This is a genomic window from Brevundimonas sp. TWP3-1-2b1 (genome assembly GCF_049896165.1).
GTDB classification, from domain to species: domain Bacteria; phylum Pseudomonadota; class Alphaproteobacteria; order Caulobacterales; family Caulobacteraceae; genus Brevundimonas; species Brevundimonas subvibrioides_B.
In genome coordinates this window covers 91,516-109,948 of the sequence record NZ_JAFCTT010000007.1, presented here as the reverse complement: position 1 = coordinate 109,948, position 18,433 = coordinate 91,516, and the positions used below count along the sequence as shown (strand labels likewise).

The following is an 18,433-nucleotide window of genomic DNA, read 5'->3' as shown; positions in this document are numbered from 1 at the left end:
ATGCCTATGTCCGAGATTGCGCAAAAGGCCTGAGGCCCGGCGCTGACTGTCGAAGCCTCTGATCACCCGTCGGCGTGAATGCGCCGGCGCGAGCCTTCACGACATCACGGACATTATCAAATGAACATCTCCCGTGCGCAGCAGCGGACGCTGCACGCCCTGGCGCAAGGCGGCGCGATCGTGCTCGAGCGCGATCCCGACGGCCGTATCCTCAAGGCCGACTGCTTCACCCGCGACGGCTTCCAGCTGACCGACTGCACCCTCTCGGTGTGGAAGAAGCTGAAGACCAAGGGGCTGATCCAGTCGCTCGACGGCGGGCCCTATCGGGTCAACCGCGAGGGGCTGGCGCGCATGCGCAGCCAGCTCGACAACCGCGTCTCAAGTCGCGGCTGGTGAGCGCCTGAGGAAGAGGACGCGCGCGGCGCCGTAGTCGCGCGCGTCCAGCCTGTCATAGCCGGGCGTGTCGATGTCCGGCTCGTCCGAGCCGCGCTCGAACACGACGATGGCGCCGGATTTCAGCCAGCCGCCGTCCAGCAGCCGGTGCAGCGACTGTTCACCCAGCCCCTTGCCGTAGGGCGGATCGAGGAAGGCGAAGTCGAAGGCCTCGCCGTCCGATCCCGGCCGCACGCCCATTTCGATCGCGCTGCGTCGATGCACGCGCGTCGCGCCCATGATGCCGTAGGCGTCGGCGTTCTCGCGGATGGCCCCGCGCGCCTCGTCGTTGATCTCGACGAAGACGCAGAAGGCCGCGCCCCGGCTCATCGCCTCGAAGCCCAGGGCCCCCGATCCGGCGAACAGGTCCATGACCCGTGCACCCTGCAGCGGCTCGGCCCACGCTGCATGTTCGAGCACATTGAACACGGCCTGACGCGCGCGATCCGAGGTCGGGCGCGTGCCCTGTCCCTCCGGCGCCACGATGGCGCGACCTTTGAGCTTTCCGGCGACGATCCTCATGGCCTGCCTCTGGACCGAAACCGCGACGCAATGCAACGGTCGGCCATGTCCCCGTATGAAGCCCTGATCCGCGCCGTCCCCCTCGCGCGTCAATCGCCGATGATCACCGGCTTCGAACCGGAACGGCCCTGGCTCAAGCTGGGCGGCTTCATCGCCCTGGCGATGCTGCTGATAGTCGCCGTCATGATCGTCCTGGCCATTATCGTCCGCATCATTCCCGGGGCGACCGATCAACTAGGCCTGTCCGGGCCCTTGCCGGAGACGCCCCTGCGGTTGATCGACGAGAGCGTGAGCACCCTGCTGCTGGCGGCGATACTGGGCAGTCTGGCCGTGGCCATTCTCGCCGCGGCGGCCATGATCTACCTGCGTCCGCTGGCGGACTTCCTGTGGCCCGGCCGCAGATTCAATGCCGGGGATCTCGGCGTCGGCTTCCTGGCGATGGCCTGTGTCAGCGTGATCCTGTTCCCCTTCTATCTCATGATGGGCGCAGAATGGACCCCGCCGCTTCTCAGCCCGACCTATGCCGACTGGACGCGGCCGGTCTTCGTCGTGGCCAGCATCGTCGGCCTGCTGGGCGCGGCGGCGGCGGAGGAGGTCATCTGTCGCGGCGTCCTGCTGCGTCTCACCACCCAGCTGACGCGGCATCCCGTCGTCCTGTGCCTGATCAACGGCCTGCTGTTCTCGGCCCTGCATCTCGACCCCGATCCCGTGGCAAATGTCGCGCGGGCCCTGTCCGGCGCGATCTGGACCTGGGCCGCGATCCGGCTGGGCGGGCTGGAATTCGCCATCGGCGCCCACCTGGCCAACAACCTGATGATCTGCCTGTTCTGGCAGCCCCTCTCTGCGAGCGAGGTGGGACGCGATTCGGACTGGATCGAGCTGGCGCCGGAGGTCTTCGTGGCCATTGTCATGCTGGTCGTCATAGAGCGGCTGGCCGACGGACCTCGCGACTGGCGACTGGCGCGACTAGCCCCGCGAGGGGCCGCGTGATCCGCCGGGCTTGCCGCCTGTAGGACGAGGACCGCCCGGGCCAGAGCGAGGCCCGCTGGAACGCGGCGCGCCGGCGCCGTCGCGCGGCTTGAAGTCGCGCCTGGGCTTATCCCCGTCGCGGGCCCAGGTCGCCGACTTCGGACCGATCATCTTGTCCTCGCGCGGCTTGAACACCCGGGCGGGCCGTTCGCCGCCCCCGGCGCCCTCTTCGCGAGGCTTCCACGGCGTCTTGGTCGAGGGACCGCGCGGATTGGGCGCGCCGGCCTTGGCCCAGCCGGCCTTCTTGGGCGGCCGGTTGGCGCGTTCGACGCCCTGGACATGGGCGGTCTCGGCGGCGCGCACGCGGCTGGGCTTGCGCGACGGGTCCGACATGGCCGAGCCCGAGACGCCCGCCACCTTGGGCGTGCTCGTGCGGCGACCCGGTACGGGCGCGGGCGTGGCGACCGTGTTGCCCTCGGGCAGATTGTCGGGGCGGATGTGTTCGCCCAGCAGTTCGCGGATCACGCGAGGGCCGATCTCCTCGACCGAGCCGGTCGCCAGGGTCCCCAGCTGGAAGGGTCCGTAGGCCAGCCGGATCAGCCGATTGACGGTCAGGCCGACCGATTCCAGCACCTTGCGGACTTCGCGGTTCTTGCCCTCGGCGATCTGGACGCTGATCCACAGGTTGGCGGCCTGCGAGCCGTCCTCCTTGGTCGTGGCCTTGTCTATGGCCGCCTCGACCGGGCCGTAGCGGACGCCGTCGACGGTGACCCCGTCCTTCAGCCTGTCGAGCTCGGCCTGGGTGATGCGACCCCGCGCCCGCGCCCGGTACTGACGCACCAGCGCGGTCTCAGGCAGCTCCAGGGCACGCGACAGCTCGCCGTCGTTGGTCAGCAGCAGCAGGCCTTCGGTGTTGATGTCCAGACGCCCGACCGAGATCACCCGCGGCAGGCCGCTGGGCAGGGCGTCGAACACCGTCGGCCGCCCTTGTGGATCGTTGTGCGAGGTCAGCAGGCCGACCGGCTTGTTGTAGCGCCAGACCCGCGTGGCCTGGGCCGCCGCGATCGGCTTGCCGTCCACGGTGATGACGTCGTCGCGCGTCACCAGGGTCGCCGGCGTGTCGAGGATGCGGCCGTTCACCGCCACCTTGCCCAGGCCGATCAGCCGCTCGACCTCGCGGCGCGAGGCGATGCCGGCGCGCGCCATCGCCTTGGCGATCCGCTCGCTGCGTTTCGGCTCGACCGGAGCGGCATCCTTGCCTGGCTTGCCGCCCGGCTTGCCACCGGCGCGCGGGCCCTTCGGCTTCGGTTCCGGGCGTGCGCCCTTGTCCGGCGCATAGGCGCGTCCGCTGCCCGAGCTCCGTCCCCCTTCAGGGGCCTTGGTGCTGGACTGGAACAGGGCGGCGGAGGCCGAGCCTGGGCGCGCGGAGCCGCTTTTCGGGCGGTCGCCGGGCTTATGCGCCCTCGGGGCTTGACTGGGCCGGGGCTTCTTGTCGTTGTCGTCTGTATGGCGGGCCATGATGAGCGGTTCATGCGCATGGCATTGGACCTGGCGCAAGCGGCGGCGGACGCCGGAGAGGTGCCTGTGGGCGCCGTCGTGGTCGATGAAGCGACCGGATCCGTCGTTTCCGTCGGCGCCAACGGCCCCATCGGAGGCCTTGATCCCACCGCTCACGCAGAGATCGAGGCCATTCGCGCGGCGGCCCGGGCGACCGGAAACTATCGTCTCACGGGCCTGACGCTTTATGTGACGCTGGAGCCCTGCGCCATGTGCGCCGGGGCCATCAGCCACGCCCGAATCGGCCGCGTTGTCTGGGCGGCGGACGATCCGAAGGGCGGCGCCGTGATCCACGGCCCCCGCCTGTTCGAACAGCCGACCCTGCATTCGCGCCCGACGACCGAGGGCGGCCTGTTGGGGGAAGAAGCGGCGGCGCTGCTGCGCAGATTCTTCCGGGAACGGCGGTCCGTCCGGCCCGTTAGCCAAGCCTGACCGTAACGCCTGGAGAGACTGATGCGTCACCTGATCCTGATTGCGGCCGCGACTTCGGCCCTCTCCGCCTGCGGCCCCAAGCCCGCCAAGGCCCCGACTGACGGCGAGGCCGTGCGCCAGCGTGCGATCGACGCCCAGACCGCGCGTCGTCGCACGGGTGCCGAACTTCAGGATCGCACGGTCAACCGCGTCATCCGCACCGTCTATCTGTGCGACAACGGTGAACGCCTCTCGGTCGATTTCGACAACCCCCGCGCCATGGCGACGGTCCGCAACTCGAACGGCGAGGCCGTTGATCTGTATCAGGAAAGATCCGCCGACGGCATCTGGTACAAGGCCAGCGCCTATGAGCTGCGCGGCAAGGGCATCCTCGCCACCTGGTCCGCCGACGGCCGTCAGCCGACGGACTGCCGGGCGATCGACTAGGCCGGCGCCGTCAGCCGAACGTCGAGGCGGCTCCGGACCTCCGGCCAATCCCGGTCCAGAACGGCATACAGCGCCGTATCCCTGACCCGGCCGGTCCAGGTGATCTTGTGATTACCCAACACGCCCTCGAACCGCGCGCCCAGCTTCGTGATCGCCGCACGGCTGCGGGCATTGATTGCGTCGGTCAGGATTTCGACCCGCACGATGCCCGAGGTGAACGCGTGCTCCAGCATCAGCCGCTTGCAGGCCGGGTTGACCACCCCGCCTCGCGCGTCCGGCCGATAGAAGGTCGCTCCGATCTCGCAGCGCCGGTGCTCGGGCCGGATCTCATAGAGGCTGGAGGTGCCGACCACGACGCCGTCCGACAACCGCCGCACAGCGTAGGCCACCTTGGTCCCGGCCTGCATGTCCCGCAGCGCCGAGGTCCAGAACCGGTCGAAATGCTCACCGTGCGCCGTCCCGACCATGACGGCCCAGCTGTCCGGATCGACGTTCAGCGCCGCCCGCACCTCCCCCTCCAGCCCGGCCGCATAGGGCTCCAGCCGCACGCAGGCGTTTTCCAGCGGAACGATCGGGATCACGCCGCGCCTTCACGCTTCAGGAAATCGAGGATCGGCGCGGTGTCGTCATATCGCTGCACAAAGGCGTCGCCGATCCGACGCGCGAGGATCAGGGTCACTCCCCCGGCCTCCGCCTTCTTGTCCCCCGCCATACGCGCCAGCAAGGCCTCGGCCGAAAATTGACCCGCCTGCGTCAGCCGGGTCGGCAGACCCGCCGCCGCGATCACCGCCTCGACCCGCTCCGCATCAGCAGCGTCGCACAACCCCTGTCGCACCGAGAACCGGAACGCCATGCAGCAGCCGAGCGCCACGGCCTCGCCATGGGCCAGCGCCGCCGCCTCGAAGCCCAGTTCCGCCTCGATGGCGTGGCCGAAGGTGTGGCCGAGGTTCAGCAGGGCGCGACGGCCCGCCTCCTTCTCGTCCTCGCCGACGATGGCCGACTTGATCTCGACCGAGCGAATCACCGCCCGCTCCAGCGCCGCCGGATCGCCCCTGGCCCCCGCTGCCCCGTCTCCCGCCAGCCAGTCGAAGAAGTCCGCATCGCAGATCAGCCCGTGCTTCAGCACCTCGGCCCAACCCGACCGCAGCTGCACATCCGGGAGGGTCGCCAGCACGTCGATATCGGCCAGCACCAGCCGCGGCTGGTGAAAGGCCCCGACCAGGTTCTTGCCCCGGGGCGTATCGATCGCCGTCTTGCCGCCGACGGAGGAGTCGACCTGGGCCAGCAGGGTCGTGGGAACCTGCACGAAATCGATGCCGCGCATGTAGAGGGCCGCCGCCAGACCGGCCAGGTCGCCGACGACCCCCCCGCCCAGGGCCACCACGACGTCCTTGCGATCCAGCCCCGCCGCCAGCAGGCGGTCCATCAGCCGTTCCAGCTCGGCGAAGGACTTGGACGCCTCGCCCACCGGCACCGCCACGATCTCCGAGCGCACGCCCGCCGCCGCCAGCGAGGCCTGCAGCGCCGGCCCGTGGAGCGCCGCCACCGTCTCGTCCGAGACGATCACCGTCCGCCCGCGCGCGATCGGTGCGATCCGCGCGCCCGCCTCGGCCAACAGGCCGCGCCCGACAACGACGTCATAGGCGGCGAACGATCCGCCGGAGACCGCAACCACCGTCATGCCGTCGCTCCGTTCGCCCAGTAGTGGTTCAGGGCCGCGACGATCGCGTCCACCGCCTGGGCATGGGCGCCCGCGCCGACGTCCACGGTCAGATCGGCCGTCGCCTCGTAGAGGGGGTAGCGCACCTCGGCCATCGCCTTCAGCGCCACGAGCGGGTCCTTGCCGCGCAACAGGGGCCGGGTGTCCCGCCGTTGCACCCGCTGGGCCACGATCTTCAGATCGGCTCTCAGCCAGACCGAGGTCGCATGGGCCTTCATCAGCTCCCGCGTGTCGGGATTCAGCACCGCCCCGCCGCCGGTGGCCAGCACGATCGGCGGCCCTTCCAGCAGGCGGCGCATGACCCGCGCCTCTCCGGCCCGGAACTCGGCCTCACCCATCCGGGCGAAGATGTCGGACACGGTCATCCGCGCCGCCGCCTCGATGGCCTCGTCGCCATCGACAAAGGCCAGGCCCAGCCGGTTGGCGAGGCGACGCCCGACCGTCGATTTGCCCACGCCCATCAGCCCCACCAGCGCTATGGTGCGGGTCGGCGCGGGAATCGCGGCGGCCGAGGCGCGTGCGCTCACGGTCGGTCTCGGCGGGAGGAGTTACGGCAAGGCATGGTCGCTCCAGTCTCTACACCAAGCGCCGCCGCTCGCCAGCGCCCGTCTGACGGCGCCCGACAATGACCACGCCGCCATGACCACACCACAGGTCGAAGCCTTCCTGGAGATGATGGCTGTGGAGCGGGACGCCTCGCCAAACACGCTGTCGGCCTACGCCCGCGATCTCGCGGATGCGGAGGCGGCCCTCGGTGCGCTCGGCCTGATGGCCGCGGATGAGACCGCGATCGAGGCCTGGTTCGCCGGACTCTCGCTTCGGGGCCTGTCCGCCGCCACCGCCGCGCGCCGTCGCTCGGCCGTGCGCCAGTTCTACCGCTTCGCCATGGGCGAGGGCTGGCGCGCCGATGACCCCTCCCGGCGCCTGGACGCCCCGAAACAGGGCCGTTCCCTGCCCCGCACCCTGAGCCGCGAAGAGGTCGTGCGGCTGCTGACCGCCTCCGCCGCCCGCGACGGCGCGTCGGGCGTGCGCATGATCGCCCTGGTCGAACTGGCCTATGCCTCGGGCCTGCGGGTGTCGGAACTGCTGGCCCTGCGGGTCGAGGCCGTGCGCCGCGATCCCGCCTACCTCATCGTGCGCGGCAAGGGCGGCAAGGAGCGGCTCGCCCCCCTCAACGCCTCGGCGCGCGAAGCCGTAAAAGCCTGGCTCATCGTTCGGGACGCCGCTCGTCCGGAAAAGGCGCCCGACAGCCCGTGGCTGTTCCCGTCAGGCACGACCGCCAGCCATCTGACGCCGCGTCGCTTCGCCCAGATGCTGGATCAGGCGGCGCTGGACGCGAACATCGACCCCGCCCGGGTCAGCCCCCACGTCCTGCGCCACGCCTTCGCCACCCATCTGCTCGAGGGCGGCGCCGACCTCCGCGTGGTCCAGACCCTGCTCGGCCACGCCGACATCGCCACGACCCAGATCTACACGCACGTGGCGACCGACCGCCTGACCCAGGTGGTCAACCGGCACCATCCCTTGGCAAAGGACGAGTAGGCTCAATCGACATTCAGCCTTGTCATCCCGGAAATCGCGCTGGCGATTATCCGGGACGAAAAAACGTCTGTTCGACCCTCCCGGAAGACGCGAAGCGGCTGTCCGGGAGACAGAGATGGCCGTCGGGCCTTCTCCCGGATAATCGCCAGCGCGATTTCCGGGAGCCCGACGCTCGGCGTCCAGCGTCCCGGCTCTCCGCTTCGCTGCGGCCGGGATGACAAGCGTCTGGAACGCTGAACGTCGATTGGTCCTGGTTTCCCTCTGTCGACCTCAGGCCTGTCCCGAGGAGAACGGACTGTCGATGCCTTGATCCCGCCCCGCCCCTCCCCTAGCCTCTGACGCTCACCCCAGACGAAGGCCCGCGCCGACCATGTGATCCCCTCCCGACCGCAACTGCCCCTCAAAGCCTTGCATCGGGAAAGCCATGTCCGCCTCCATCGTTCTGCATGATCTCGCCTGGGCCCCGCCCGGCGGATCGCCTCTCTTCTCCGACCTGAACCTCGCCTTTGGGCCTGAGCGCACCGGGCTCGTCGGTCGCAACGGCGTGGGAAAGACCACCCTGCTGAGCCTCATCGACGGCCGTCTGACGCCTCAGGCCGGGAGCGTGACCGTAAACGGCCGCGTCGCGCTTCTGCGCCAGACCGTTCAGGTCGATCAGATCGAAACCATCGCCGACCTGTTCGACGCGACGGACGCCCTCGCCCTCCTCGGCCGCGCCGAGGCGGGACTGGCCGACGCCGACGACCTGGCGCGCGCCGACTGGACGCTGGAGGCGCGCATCGCCTCGGCTCTCGGCCGGCTGAGCCTCGACGCCACCCCGGCGACACGTCTTGTGACCCTGTCCGGCGGCCAGCGCACCCGGGCCGGCCTCGCCGCCCTGCTGTTCGCAGAGCCGGACTGGCTGATCCTCGACGAGCCGACCAACAACCTCGACAGCGAAGGGCGACAGGCGGTGATCGACCTGCTGGCCGACTGGCGCGCCGGAGCCATCGTGGTCAGCCACGACCGCGAACTGCTGGAGACGATGGACGCCATCGTCGAGCTGACCACCCTCGGCGCGACCCGCTACGGCGGGAACTGGTCGGCGTATCGCGTCCGCAAGGCGCTGGAGCTTGAAGCCGCCCGGCGCGCCCTCGCCGACGCCGACAGGCGGCTGACCGATCTCGCCCGCACGGCGAGACAGACCGCCGAACGCAAGGCCCGCTCCGACAAGGCCGGTCGAGCCGCAGCCGCGCGCGGCGACCAGCCGAAGATCCTGCTCGGCGCCAGGAAGGACCGCGCCGAGGACACCGGCGGCGAGCAATCCCGTCTCGCCGAGCGCCGCCGGGAACAGGCGGAGGGCGTGGCGACAACAGCCCGCGAACGGATCGAGGTGCTCCAGCCCCTGACCGTAACCCTGCCCTCGACCGGCCTGTCCATAGGCCGGGAGATCCTGGCCCTCGACAGGGTGACCGCCGGCTACGTCTCTGACCGCCCCGTCCTGACCGGCCTGTCTCTTCGTATCGCAGGACCGGAGCGGGTCGCCGTCATCGGCCCGAACGGCTCGGGCAAGACCACCCTGCTGGCTCTGATCATCGGCGCCCTCGCCCCCCTGTCGGGCAGCGTCCGAAGGTCCACGCCCGCGGCCATGCTGGACCAGCAGGTGGCGATCCTCGATCCGGCTCTGTCGATCCGGGACAATTTCCGCCGTCTGCACCCGGACGTGGACGAGAATAGCTGCCGCGCATCCCTCGCCCGCTTCATGTTCCGCGCTGACGCCGCGCTCCGGATCGTCGGCGACCTGTCGGGCGGCCAGCGCCTGCGCGCCGGCCTGGCCTGCGTGCTCGGCGGCCCGGCGCCTCCGCCCTTCCTGATTCTCGACGAGCCGACCAACCATCTCGATATCGACTCTATCGAGGCGGTGGAGGCGGGCTTGAGGGCCTATGACGGCGCGCTTCTGATCGTCAGTCACGACGAGGCCTTCCTCGACGCCGTCGGGATAACGCGACGCATCGACCTCTGTTCTCCTGAACCCCCGCTTGCCCCCGTGCGTTGACCTCTCTAGGTTCCCGCGCCTTGCGACAGGGCCGTTTCGCCCGCCCCTTCCGGACGCCTCATGGCCACCCACTATCTCGAATTCGAAAAGCCGATCGCCGATCTGGAGGCCAAGATCGAGGAACTCGGTCTGCTTTCGGCCACCTCCGGCTCGTTTGAGACCGAGATCGACGGCCTGCGCCGCAAGGCCGAGCAGCTTCGCAAGAAGACCTATGCCGAGCTGGACCCGTGGAAGAAGACCCAGGTCGCCCGCCACCCCCAGCGTCCGCACTTCATCGACTATCTGGACGCCCTGTTCACCGACTATGTCGAGCTGCGCGGCGATCGCCAGTTCGGCGACGACCAGGCCATCCTGGGCGGTCTCGCCCGCTTCCGGGGTCAGGCCGTGGTCGTCATGGGCCACGAGAAGGGCCACGACACGGCGACCCGCCTGACCCACAATTTCGGCATGGCGCGGCCCGAGGGCTATCGCAAGGCCGTGCGCCTGATGGACATGGCCGACCGCTTCGGCCTGCCGGTCCTGACCTTCGTCGACACCGCCGGCGCCTATCCGGGCCTGGGCGCCGAGGAGCGCGGCCAGGCCGAGGCCATCGCCCGTTCGACTGAGCGCGGCCTGATCCTGGGGACGCCGATGATCGCCACGGTCACGGGCGAAGGCGGATCGGGCGGCGCCATCGCCCTGGCCGCCGCCAACCGCGTGCTGATCCTCGAACACTCGATCTATTCGGTGATCTCGCCGGAGGGCGCCGCCGGCATTCTGTGGCGCGACGGCGCGCGGGCCAGGGACGCGGCTAACGCCATGAAGATCACCGGCCCCGACCTGCTGGCGATGAAGATCGTCGATCGGATCATCCCCGAACCGATCGGCGGCGCGCACGCGAACCGCGAAGCCGCCATGCAGTCCGTCGGTGACGCCGTCTGGGACGAACTGCAGCAGCTCATGCCCCTGACCCCGGCCGAGTTGCGCAAGCAGCGCTCGGACCGCTTCTACGCCATCGGTCGTGAGGCCTAGAGGCTGATCGTGTGAGACGGAAGCGCTTCACGCTTCTGTCGAAAGCGTGAAGCAGGCTCTCGCCGATAGCTGATGCCGATCCTGCTCCAGAGACCGTCCGGCGGCTGCGCTTGGCCACGTTCCGTCATGGGAACCGGACTCCGGCGTTAACGCGTCGTAGAGAAGAAACCGCCATTTTTGGCCCTTCGCGACCAAGGCCACCCCATGCACCCTTTGATTTCCCGGACCCGGCGTCGTCCATGAGCGCTGTCGGCGAGCCGCTGCGCGAAAGCGCGGTCTTCAATCTGACCGAGGCGGTCACGATGGTCGTCGACGAGTCGCCATTCAGCATGGAGGTGACCATCCAGGCGCTCCAGGGCTTCGGCATCCGCACGAAACACACGCCACGCAGCACGGCCCAGGCGATGGAATTGCTGAAGATCCACTCCATCGATCTACTGTTCATCGACTGCGAAATGGAGGGCTCCGACGGTCACGGACTCGTCCGCTGGCTCCGCCGCTCCGGCCTGGAGCCCAACGCCTTCGTCCCGGTGATCATGACCGCCAGCCATGTGCGCCGCTCCAAGGTGGCGGACGTGCGCGACTGTGGCGCCAACTTCCTTGTCACCAAGCCCTTCAGCCCCGCCGTGGTGCTGGAACGCATTATCTGGGTCGCGCGTGACAACCGGCCGTTCCTCGAGGCCGGGGACTTTTCCGGCCCCGACCGTCGCTTCGCCCCCGCGACGCCGCTTAACGACGGCGAACGGCGCGCCGACATGATCCGCCTGATCTCGCACCTGGCCGACAGTTCCGCCGCCGCTTCCACCGAGGCGCTCTCATCATGACCGCCGTGATGTGGAAGCCGCGCACGTCGCGCCTGTCGACCATCATCGACCAGCCCGGCGGCCTGAGCGTCGGCGTCGCCATGGCCCAGGCCCGCGCCAACCTCGACAACCTGAAGACCGAAAGCCAGTCCATCGTCGCAGAACGGATCGGCCGGCTCGCCGCCCTTCTGGCCCCGCCCGCGGATCAGGACCCGGTTCAGCGGTTGAACGAGGCCTATGAGATCGGCAGCGCGATCATCGACGCGGCTGGCCCGTTCGATCGCGACGACCTGTGCAAGGCCGCCGCCGGCCTGTGCGACCTGATCGACGCGGCCCTCCCCGGCGCGCCTTTCGACTGGCGTATCGTCACCGTCCACGCCCAGGCGCTTCAGCTGATCCTCGGCCTGCCCGAGGATGCGGAGGAGACCCGCACCGCGATCCTGGCCAATCTGCACCAGATGGTGGCGCGCAAGATTCCGGCGGCGGATCAACCCGCCGACTGACGGTCCCCGTCGAGGCCGATCCGCGCGCCGCGCGTCTGCTTCTTCCACAGAGCCGCGTATTCGCCGCCAACCCGGGCCACCAACTCATGGTGCGCCCCGCGCTCGACGATCCGGCCGGCCTTCAGCACCAGGATCTGCTCCGCATCGGCGATGGTCGACAGCCGGTGAGCCACCACCAGGGTCGTCCGACCCGCCTTGGCCTTGCGCAGGGTCTTCTGGATCGCGGCCTCGGTGCGGCTGTCCAGCGCGCTGGTCGCCTCGTCCAGGATCAGGATACAGGGATCGGCCAACAGGGCCCGGGCGATGCCGACCCGCTGACGCTCGCCGCCGGACAGCTTCAGACCCCGCTCGCCGACACGCGTCTCCATCCCGTCCGGCAGGCTGCGGATAAACTCCGCCAGTTCCGCCGCCTCCGCCGCCGCCCAGATCGCCGCCTCGTCCGCCTCGGGGCGGGCGAAGGCGATGTTGACCGCCAGTGTGTCGTTGAACAGGGCCACGTCCTGCGGCACCAGGGCCACCGCGCGCCGCAGCGAGGCCTGGGTCACATCGCGCACGTCAGCCCCGTCGATCACCACGCGTCCAACCTGCGGGTCCAGCAGCCGCAGCGCCAGTTTGACGATCGTCGACTTGCCCGATCCCGAAGGCCCGACCAGGGCCGTCGTCGTGCCCGGCTGGACAGTGAAAGACACATCCTCCAGCCCGTTTGCGCGCGCGTCGTGACGGAAGGACACGTCCTCGAAGGCCAGCGCCCCGCCGCTCTGCCCCTCGGGCCGGACGAGATCCGCGGCGCCCGGCGCATCGGCGACCTGCGGCGTCTGGCGGGTGACCTTCAGCATCTCCTCCATGTCGATGAAGGACTGGCGGATTTCCCGATAGGCGAAGCCCAGGATGTTGAGGGGCGCATACAGCGAGATCAGGATCAGCACCGCCGCCGTCACGTCGCCCGGCCCCATCCGCCCGGCCGCCGCCTCGAACCCGGCCATCACGGCCATCACCCCGAGGCCGACATTCATGATCAGGGCCTGCACCGCGTTCAGCAGCGCCAGCGAACTGTTGGCCTTCAGCGCGGCGTCGTTATAGGCGCCCAGGGCCCGGTCGTAGCCCAGCGCCGCCCGCGTCTCGGCCCCGAACGACTTCACGGTCTCATAGTTGATCAGGGCGTCGACGACCTGGCCCGCTGCCTCGGTGTCGGCCGTGTTCATCGTCCGCCGATGCTCGATCCGCCAGTTGGAGATCGAGAAGGTCAGGATCGAGTAGACGACCACCACGACCACCGCGACGGCCGCGAACCGCCAGTCGTATTTCCCGCCCAGCACCGCCGCCGCCAGGATCAGCTCCAGCCCGGTCGGCGCGAGGTTGAACGCGAGAATCCTCAGCAGGAAGTCGACCGAGCGCGACCCGCGGTCGACCGTCCGCGACAGGGAGCCAGACCGCTTTGTCTGGTGGAAATCGAGCGACAGGCTCAGGGCGTGGGCGAAGGTCTCGGTCGCCGCCGTCCGCTGCGCCGCCGCCCGCACGGGCGCGAAGACCACGTCCGAAAGCTGCGGCGCGCTCGACGACAGGAACCGCACGATCGCCCAGCCGACCGCGAAGCCCGCGAAGCCCAAGCCGACCGAAACGCCCGCCGGCTGATCCGCCGCCAGATGGTTGACCGCCGCGCCCAGCACCAGCGGCGCCAGCACCCCCAGCCCCTTGCCCGCGATGGTCAGCAGGATGGACACGGTCAAACGCAGCTTCAGCTGCGGTGCGCCGGATCGGCCGACCAGCCGGATCAGATCCATCAGGGCGGGGATGGTTTTGGGATCGACGGGCGCCTCGGCCGCGGCGCCGGCGTTCTGCGCCTTCGCCTCTATGCCGCCCCCGCCCCTCTGTCCCGATCGTTCACCACGCGCCATGCGACCGATATGGACTGCGTTGGGGTCTCACGAAAGGCCCGCGATCGCCTCGATGATTTCATCCACCGCCGCCTCTTCCGTGGCCCATGAGCAGACGAACCGCACCGAGCCGTCGTCGAAGCGGTAGCAGGCCCAGCCCATCTCGTTGAGACGCGCATGCGCCTTTACGGGCATGCGCACGAAGACCGCGTTGGCATCGACCGGATGGGCCAGGACCCAGGGAGAGCGCGTCGCGATACCCTCCGCCAGGCGCGCCGCCATCCGATTGGCGTGGGCGGCGCCGTCCTCCCAGGCGTTGGACTCCAGCATCCCCAGGAAGGGCGCGGCCAGGAAACGCGCCTTGGACGCGGTCTGCCCCGCCTGCTTCAGCCGGTTGTCCACCCTGCGGGCCAGGGTCTTGTCGAACATCACGATGGCTTCGGTGCAGAGGCCGCCGGCCTTGGCTCCGCCGAACACCAGGACATCGACGCCGAGCCGCGCGATCTGGGTCAGGTCGAACCCCGCCGCCGCCGCGTTGGCGAGCCGCGCGCCGTCAAGATGAACGCCATAACCCCTGGCCTTCACCGGCTCGATCAGGTGGCGCAGTTCCTCCTCGGTATAGACCGTGCCGTATTCGGTCGACTGGGTCAGCGACAGGGCGGCCGGCGGCTGGCGGTGTCCGACCTCCGGCTCGTCCAGCGCGGCTTCCAGCGCCTTCTGATCGATCTTGCCCGACACGCCCGGCAGACCGATCAGGCCCAGCCCCTGGCCGAAGAAGCCCGGCGCGCCGGTTTCGTCCGTGCAGATGTGAGCCGCGTTGTGCGCCAGCACCGCCTCGTGCGGATAGGCCAGCATGGACAGGGCGATGGCGTTGGCGGCCGTGCCCGAAAAGACGAATCGGATCTCGGCGTCCGCATCCAGCCTCGCCCGGATCTGCTCGGCCGCGCGCGCGGTGACATCATCCGCCCCATAGGCCCGGGCGAACCCGGTATTGGCGTCGATCAGCCCCTGCAGGGCGGCGGGGGCCATGCCGGCGGTATTGTCCGATCCAAAGTCGTAGCGCATCGCGGATCAGGCCTCGTTCTAGTCGTCGTCGGGACGGGTGTCGAACCCCGCGCTGCGGGGATTCGTCCGGCCGCGCAAACCCTGCACGCCCTCCGTCGCCAGAGGCAACGGCGCCTCCTCGTCGCCATAGGGCACGGCGACCTGGTGCGGGAACGGGATCTCGATACCCGCCGCGTCCAGCGCCTCCTTCGCCGCCTGGAAGACATCGGCCCGGGCCTGCCAGTAGTCATCGGACGTGGTCCACGCCGTCAGGGTCATCTCCACCGAACTGTCCAGCAGGTCGGTCACCCCGGCCCAGGGCGCGGGATCGGGCAGAACCGCATCAATGCCGCTCGCCGCTCCGACCAGCGCCGCCTTGGCGGTATTCAGATTATCGCCGTAACCGACCCCGAGTTTCAGCTCCATCCGCCGGTTCTTTTGCCCCGACAGATTCAGGATGATGTCGCCAAACACCTTCCCGTTCGGGGCCATGATCTTCACATTGTTGGCGTCCGACAGCTGGGTGAAGAACAGGTCCAGCCGCTGCACCTTGCCGACATTGCCGCCGATATTGACCAGATCGCCGACACGATAGGGCCTCAGCACCAGCAGCATGACCCCGGCCGCCACGTTCGACAGCGTCCCCTGCAGCGCCAGGCCGACGGCCAGGGAGGCCGCGCCCAGCACGGCGATGATCGAGGTCGTCTGCACGCCCAGCCGCTGCAGCACGGCGATGAAGCCGATCAGATAGACCAGCACCCGCACGACCTGAACGGCAAAACTCAGCACCGTGGGGTCGTGGCGGAACCCGCGCACGCGACCCAGGGCCTTGCGCGTCGCAGACGACGCCCAGCGCGCGGCGAACACCGTGGCGACCAGGATGATCAGGGCGATCGCCAGATTGACGGCGAAATCGCCCGCGATCTGGGTCAGCCTGGCAAGCATCACCGCATCGACGGCGACAGCCTGCTGTCCCGTGGCGAGGAGTGTGTCGAAGGTATCGAGCGTCGAAGACATGGGCGGGGTCTAACGCCTTGGCCCCGATTTGGAACCCTGCCTGTCAGGAACCCTGTTTCGCCAACCGTCCGCCGCCGCTCTCCAGCGAATCCAGCAGGTCCATCACGTCGTCCAGGGTATTGGCCTCCCGGGCCGGCTTGTCCCAGCGGATGCGGCTGACGCGGGGGAACCGCATCGCCACCCCCGACTTGTGCCGCGGCGACCGCTGCAGGCCCTCGAAGGCGATCTCCAGCACCAGGCCGAAGTCCCGCTCCGCACGGACCGACCGCACCGGTCCGAACCGCTCCACCGTGTGGTCGCGCACGAACTTGTCGAGCTGTTTCAGCTCCTCGTCGGTGAACCCGAAATAGGCCTTGCCCACCGGAGTGAGCGCTCCCTCGGAGGTCCAGACCCCGAAGGTGTAGTCGGAATAGAAGCTGGACCGCTTCCCGTGCCCGCGCTGGGCGTACATCATCACGCAGTCGACCGTGTGCGGGTCGCGCTTCCACTTGAACCACGGCCCCTTGGGACGCCCGGCGATATAGGGACTGTCCCAGCGCTTGAGCATCAGCCCCTCGGCCGCCGCCCCCACCGGCGGATCCGCCCGCAGAACGCCGAGCCCCTGCCAGCTGTCGAACGCCACCACCGGCGAGAGATGCAGCCGGTCGCCGGTGTGGCCCGCCACCACCGCCTCGAGCCGCGCGCGTCGTTGGAGCAGCGGCAGACCGCGCAAATCTTCCCCCGCCTCCCCCAGCAGGTCGTAGGCATAGAGCGACGCCGGCCAGGCGGCCATCAGCTTCGCATCCACGGTCTTGCGGTTCAGCCGCTGCTGCAGGTCCCCGAACGGCGCCACCTGCCATTCTCCCTGCGATCCGGCGCGCATGACCAGCAACTCCCCGTCGATCGCCGCTTCGAAGGTCAGGGCGTTCATCAGGTCGGGGAAGGCGCTGGTGATTTCGTCGCCGTGCCGGGAATAGAGCCGCGCCACCCCGTTCTCGCGCACCGCCTGCACGCGGATGCCGTCCCACTTCCATTCGGCGGCGTAGTCGGCGGGATCGAGCCTGTCGAAATCCACGGCCTCGTCGATGGCGACGGCCAGCATGACCTGCCGGAACCGGCCCGGCGCCTCGGTGTCCGGCCGCTGCGCCCGCCCCTCGACCCAGGCGAACAGCTCGGCATAGGGCGGTTCGACGGCATGCCACACCTCGACGATGTCGGCGGCGGTCAGCGGCTCGAGCGATTGCGTCGCCTCCCCGCCCCCCGGCTCCGGCGCCCTGGTGACCGTCCCGGGCCGCATCATCGCCACCGCCGTACGCGCCAGCTGCGCCGACAGTCCGACCCGCATCCCGCCCGTGACCAGCTTCAGCAGCGCCCACCGCCCCTTGGGTGCCAGAGCGTCCAGCCAGCCCTCGATCAGCCCCTGCACCTCGCCGCGCTTCGCCAGGGCCAGGGCATCGACCACCTCGCCCAGCTCCGGCTCCCGGTTCGGCCGATGGTCCGGGCTCTCCGGCCAGATCAGGGCCACCGTCTCCGCCAGGTCGCCGACATAGTCGTAGGACCAGCCGAAAAGCACCGGATCGACCCGGGCCTCCACAGCCTTGCGGATCATCGCCGGCTTCGCGGCATCGAAGGTCAACTCACCGGTCAGGGCCGCAAGGGCCCAGCCCCGGTCGGGATCGGACGTGGCGCGAAGATAGTCTCTCAGCAACACCAGCTTGGCGTTCCGCGACCCGGTCAGCGCCAGGCGGTCGAGCAATTCGGCGAAGGCGCGCATTGTTCCCCATGAGAAGAAGCCTGAAGCCTCTCCCCACTCCGTGCACCGCAGCGAAGGCCGGGGTCCAGATGCAAACTCCGAAGATGCCGATTGGTCTCCGGCATGCCTACCTGCGACGAACATCGAATCCGCGATCTGGACCCCGGCCTTCGCCGCGGCGCACGGTGATTTATCGTGCGAAAACGCCCCGGAAGTTTCCCTCCGGGGCGCCATCATCAAGCGGGGATCAAACTAGTTGAACAGACCCGCAATCACGGCGGTGATCAGACCCCCGGCGACGGCGGTCAGGACCACGTCATTGCCCGAGCGGACGTACTGGTATCCGCGCGGCGGCGCGCGCAGGCCGTAACGGTTGTAGTCGTTCACGACATAGCCGCGCGAATAGTAGCTCGGCATCCGCTGGCCATAGCTCCACTGACGGACCTGATAGCCGCGCGGCGGGGCATAGCGACCGGCGTTGTAACGACGCTCCGACCGCTGCCAACGGTCATAGGCCCGGACGTCCTGACGGTACTCGCGACGGTCCTCGCGGTTGTCCTGACGCCATTCCCGACGGTCGTCACGATGATCGGAGCGATCGTCGCGTCGGTCGTCACGACGATCATCGTGACGGTCCTGGCGGTGTTCCTGGCGATCCTGACGGTCGTGGCGCGACTGCGCGTCGGCGGCCGAGGCGACACCCATGCTGCCGGCCGCGATCAGGGCGGCCAGTGCGACTGTGGTGAACTTCTTCACGGCGAACTCTCCTAATGGTCGGGGACTTCCGACTTCCCCCCCACATTAGGATCCGGCG

Annotated in this window: 19 protein-coding genes; 9 read left to right on the top strand and 10 right to left on the bottom strand. The window is 69.3% G+C overall.

Annotated elements, in window-relative coordinates; all coding sequences use genetic code 11:
• The first annotated feature begins 120 nt into the window (after positions 1-120).
• Positions 121-396 (top strand): YjhX family toxin, encoded by a 276-nt coding sequence (locus ACP7AB_RS08615; protein ID WP_425989976.1) that lies wholly within the window; start codon positions 121-123, stop codon positions 394-396.
• Here the strand turns inward: ACP7AB_RS08615 and rsmD are convergent.
• Positions 379-954: a 16S rRNA (guanine(966)-N(2))-methyltransferase RsmD gene (gene rsmD, locus ACP7AB_RS08610; protein WP_425989974.1), complete on the bottom strand. Its 576-nt coding sequence runs from the start codon at positions 952-954 to the stop codon at positions 379-381. The genes ACP7AB_RS08615 and rsmD overlap by 18 nt on opposite strands.
• A 45-nt stretch (positions 955-999) precedes the next feature.
• Here rsmD and ACP7AB_RS08605 point away from each other — a divergent pair, with 45 nt between their 5' ends.
• Complete coding sequence (locus tag ACP7AB_RS08605; protein ID WP_425989972.1) at positions 1,000-1,944, top strand: CPBP family intramembrane glutamic endopeptidase; 945 nt, start codon at positions 1,000-1,002, stop codon at positions 1,942-1,944.
• On the opposite strand, the gene ACP7AB_RS08600 is transcribed toward ACP7AB_RS08605, so the two are convergent.
• The gene (locus tag ACP7AB_RS08600) at positions 1,921-3,441 is read right to left on the bottom strand and encodes a pseudouridine synthase (RefSeq protein WP_425989970.1); all 1,521 of its coding nucleotides are present in this window, start codon (positions 3,439-3,441) and stop codon (positions 1,921-1,923) included. The two genes, ACP7AB_RS08605 and ACP7AB_RS08600, sit on opposite strands and share 24 nt — an antisense overlap.
• Positions 3,442-3,453: 12 nt before the next feature.
• Between ACP7AB_RS08600 and ACP7AB_RS08595 the strand changes: the two genes are divergently transcribed.
• Together ACP7AB_RS08595 and ACP7AB_RS08590 are read left to right on the top strand one after the other, a co-directional pair.
• Positions 3,454-3,912 carry a nucleoside deaminase gene (locus ACP7AB_RS08595; protein WP_425989968.1) on the top strand — a complete coding sequence of 153 codons (459 nt, stop codon included), beginning with the start codon at positions 3,454-3,456 and terminating at the stop codon, positions 3,910-3,912.
• 21 nt (positions 3,913-3,933) lie between these two features.
• Positions 3,934-4,338: an MliC family protein gene (locus ACP7AB_RS08590; protein WP_425989966.1), complete on the top strand. Its 405-nt coding sequence runs from the start codon at positions 3,934-3,936 to the stop codon at positions 4,336-4,338.
• Here the strand turns inward: ACP7AB_RS08590 and ACP7AB_RS08585 are convergent.
• From ACP7AB_RS08585 to ACP7AB_RS08575, 3 genes are read right to left on the bottom strand one after another with little or no spacing between them, the layout of a single operon-like run.
• A complete protein-coding gene (locus tag ACP7AB_RS08585; RefSeq protein ID WP_425989964.1) occupies positions 4,335-4,919 on the bottom strand; it encodes a GNAT family N-acetyltransferase in 585 nt (194 codons plus the stop codon). The two genes, ACP7AB_RS08590 and ACP7AB_RS08585, sit on opposite strands and share 4 nt — an antisense overlap.
• Positions 4,916-6,019, bottom strand: coding sequence for a 3-dehydroquinate synthase (gene aroB, locus ACP7AB_RS08580; RefSeq protein WP_425989962.1), 1,104 nt, complete (start codon positions 6,017-6,019; stop codon positions 4,916-4,918). Before aroB ends, ACP7AB_RS08585 begins: the two co-directional genes overlap by 4 nt.
• Complete coding sequence (locus tag ACP7AB_RS08575; protein ID WP_425989960.1) at positions 6,016-6,585, bottom strand: shikimate kinase; 570 nt, start codon at positions 6,583-6,585, stop codon at positions 6,016-6,018. The genes aroB and ACP7AB_RS08575 overlap by 4 nt, the downstream gene beginning before the upstream one ends.
• Positions 6,586-6,697: 112 nt before the next feature.
• On the opposite strand from ACP7AB_RS08575, the gene ACP7AB_RS08570 reads away from it, so the two are divergent.
• The 5 genes from ACP7AB_RS08570 (at position 6,698) to ACP7AB_RS08550 (ending at position 11,952) form a co-directional block, all read left to right on the top strand.
• Complete coding sequence (locus tag ACP7AB_RS08570; RefSeq protein WP_425989958.1) at positions 6,698-7,600, top strand: tyrosine recombinase; 903 nt, start codon at positions 6,698-6,700, stop codon at positions 7,598-7,600.
• Between the two features lie 424 nt (positions 7,601-8,024).
• Positions 8,025-9,635 (top strand): ABC-F family ATP-binding cassette domain-containing protein, encoded by a 1,611-nt coding sequence (locus ACP7AB_RS08565; protein ID WP_425989956.1) that lies wholly within the window; start codon positions 8,025-8,027, stop codon positions 9,633-9,635.
• 60 nt (positions 9,636-9,695) lie between these two features.
• Positions 9,696-10,646: an acetyl-CoA carboxylase carboxyltransferase subunit alpha gene (locus ACP7AB_RS08560; RefSeq protein WP_425989954.1), complete on the top strand. Its 951-nt coding sequence runs from the start codon at positions 9,696-9,698 to the stop codon at positions 10,644-10,646.
• A 239-nt stretch (positions 10,647-10,885) separates the two neighbouring features.
• Positions 10,886-11,470, top strand: coding sequence for a response regulator (locus ACP7AB_RS08555; RefSeq protein ID WP_425989952.1), 585 nt, complete (start codon positions 10,886-10,888; stop codon positions 11,468-11,470).
• The gene (locus ACP7AB_RS08550) at positions 11,467-11,952 is read left to right on the top strand and encodes a chemotaxis protein CheE (protein WP_425989950.1); all 486 of its coding nucleotides are present in this window, start codon (positions 11,467-11,469) and stop codon (positions 11,950-11,952) included. Before ACP7AB_RS08555 ends, ACP7AB_RS08550 begins: the two co-directional genes overlap by 4 nt.
• Here the strand turns inward: ACP7AB_RS08550 and ACP7AB_RS08545 are convergent.
• From ACP7AB_RS08545 to ACP7AB_RS08525, 5 genes are all read right to left on the bottom strand, one after another.
• Positions 11,937-13,847 carry an ABCB family ABC transporter ATP-binding protein/permease gene (locus tag ACP7AB_RS08545; RefSeq protein WP_425989948.1) on the bottom strand — a complete coding sequence of 637 codons (1,911 nt, stop codon included), beginning with the start codon at positions 13,845-13,847 and terminating at the stop codon, positions 11,937-11,939. The genes ACP7AB_RS08550 and ACP7AB_RS08545 overlap by 16 nt on opposite strands.
• 27 nt (positions 13,848-13,874) lie before the next feature.
• The gene (locus ACP7AB_RS08540) at positions 13,875-14,891 is read right to left on the bottom strand and encodes a threonine aldolase family protein (protein WP_425989946.1); all 1,017 of its coding nucleotides are present in this window, start codon (positions 14,889-14,891) and stop codon (positions 13,875-13,877) included.
• Between the two features lie 18 nt (positions 14,892-14,909).
• On the bottom strand, positions 14,910-15,887 hold the full coding sequence (locus tag ACP7AB_RS08535; RefSeq protein ID WP_425989944.1) for a mechanosensitive ion channel family protein: 978 nt from the start codon (positions 15,885-15,887) through the stop codon (positions 14,910-14,912).
• 43 nt (positions 15,888-15,930) lie between these two features.
• Complete coding sequence (locus ACP7AB_RS08530) at positions 15,931-17,640, bottom strand: cisplatin damage response ATP-dependent DNA ligase (protein ID WP_425989942.1); 1,710 nt, start codon at positions 17,638-17,640, stop codon at positions 15,931-15,933.
• Positions 17,641-17,871: 231 nt separating this feature from the next.
• Positions 17,872-18,375 (bottom strand): RcnB family protein, encoded by a 504-nt coding sequence (locus tag ACP7AB_RS08525; RefSeq protein WP_425989940.1) that lies wholly within the window; start codon positions 18,373-18,375, stop codon positions 17,872-17,874.
• Positions 18,376-18,433 lie beyond the last annotated feature (58 nt).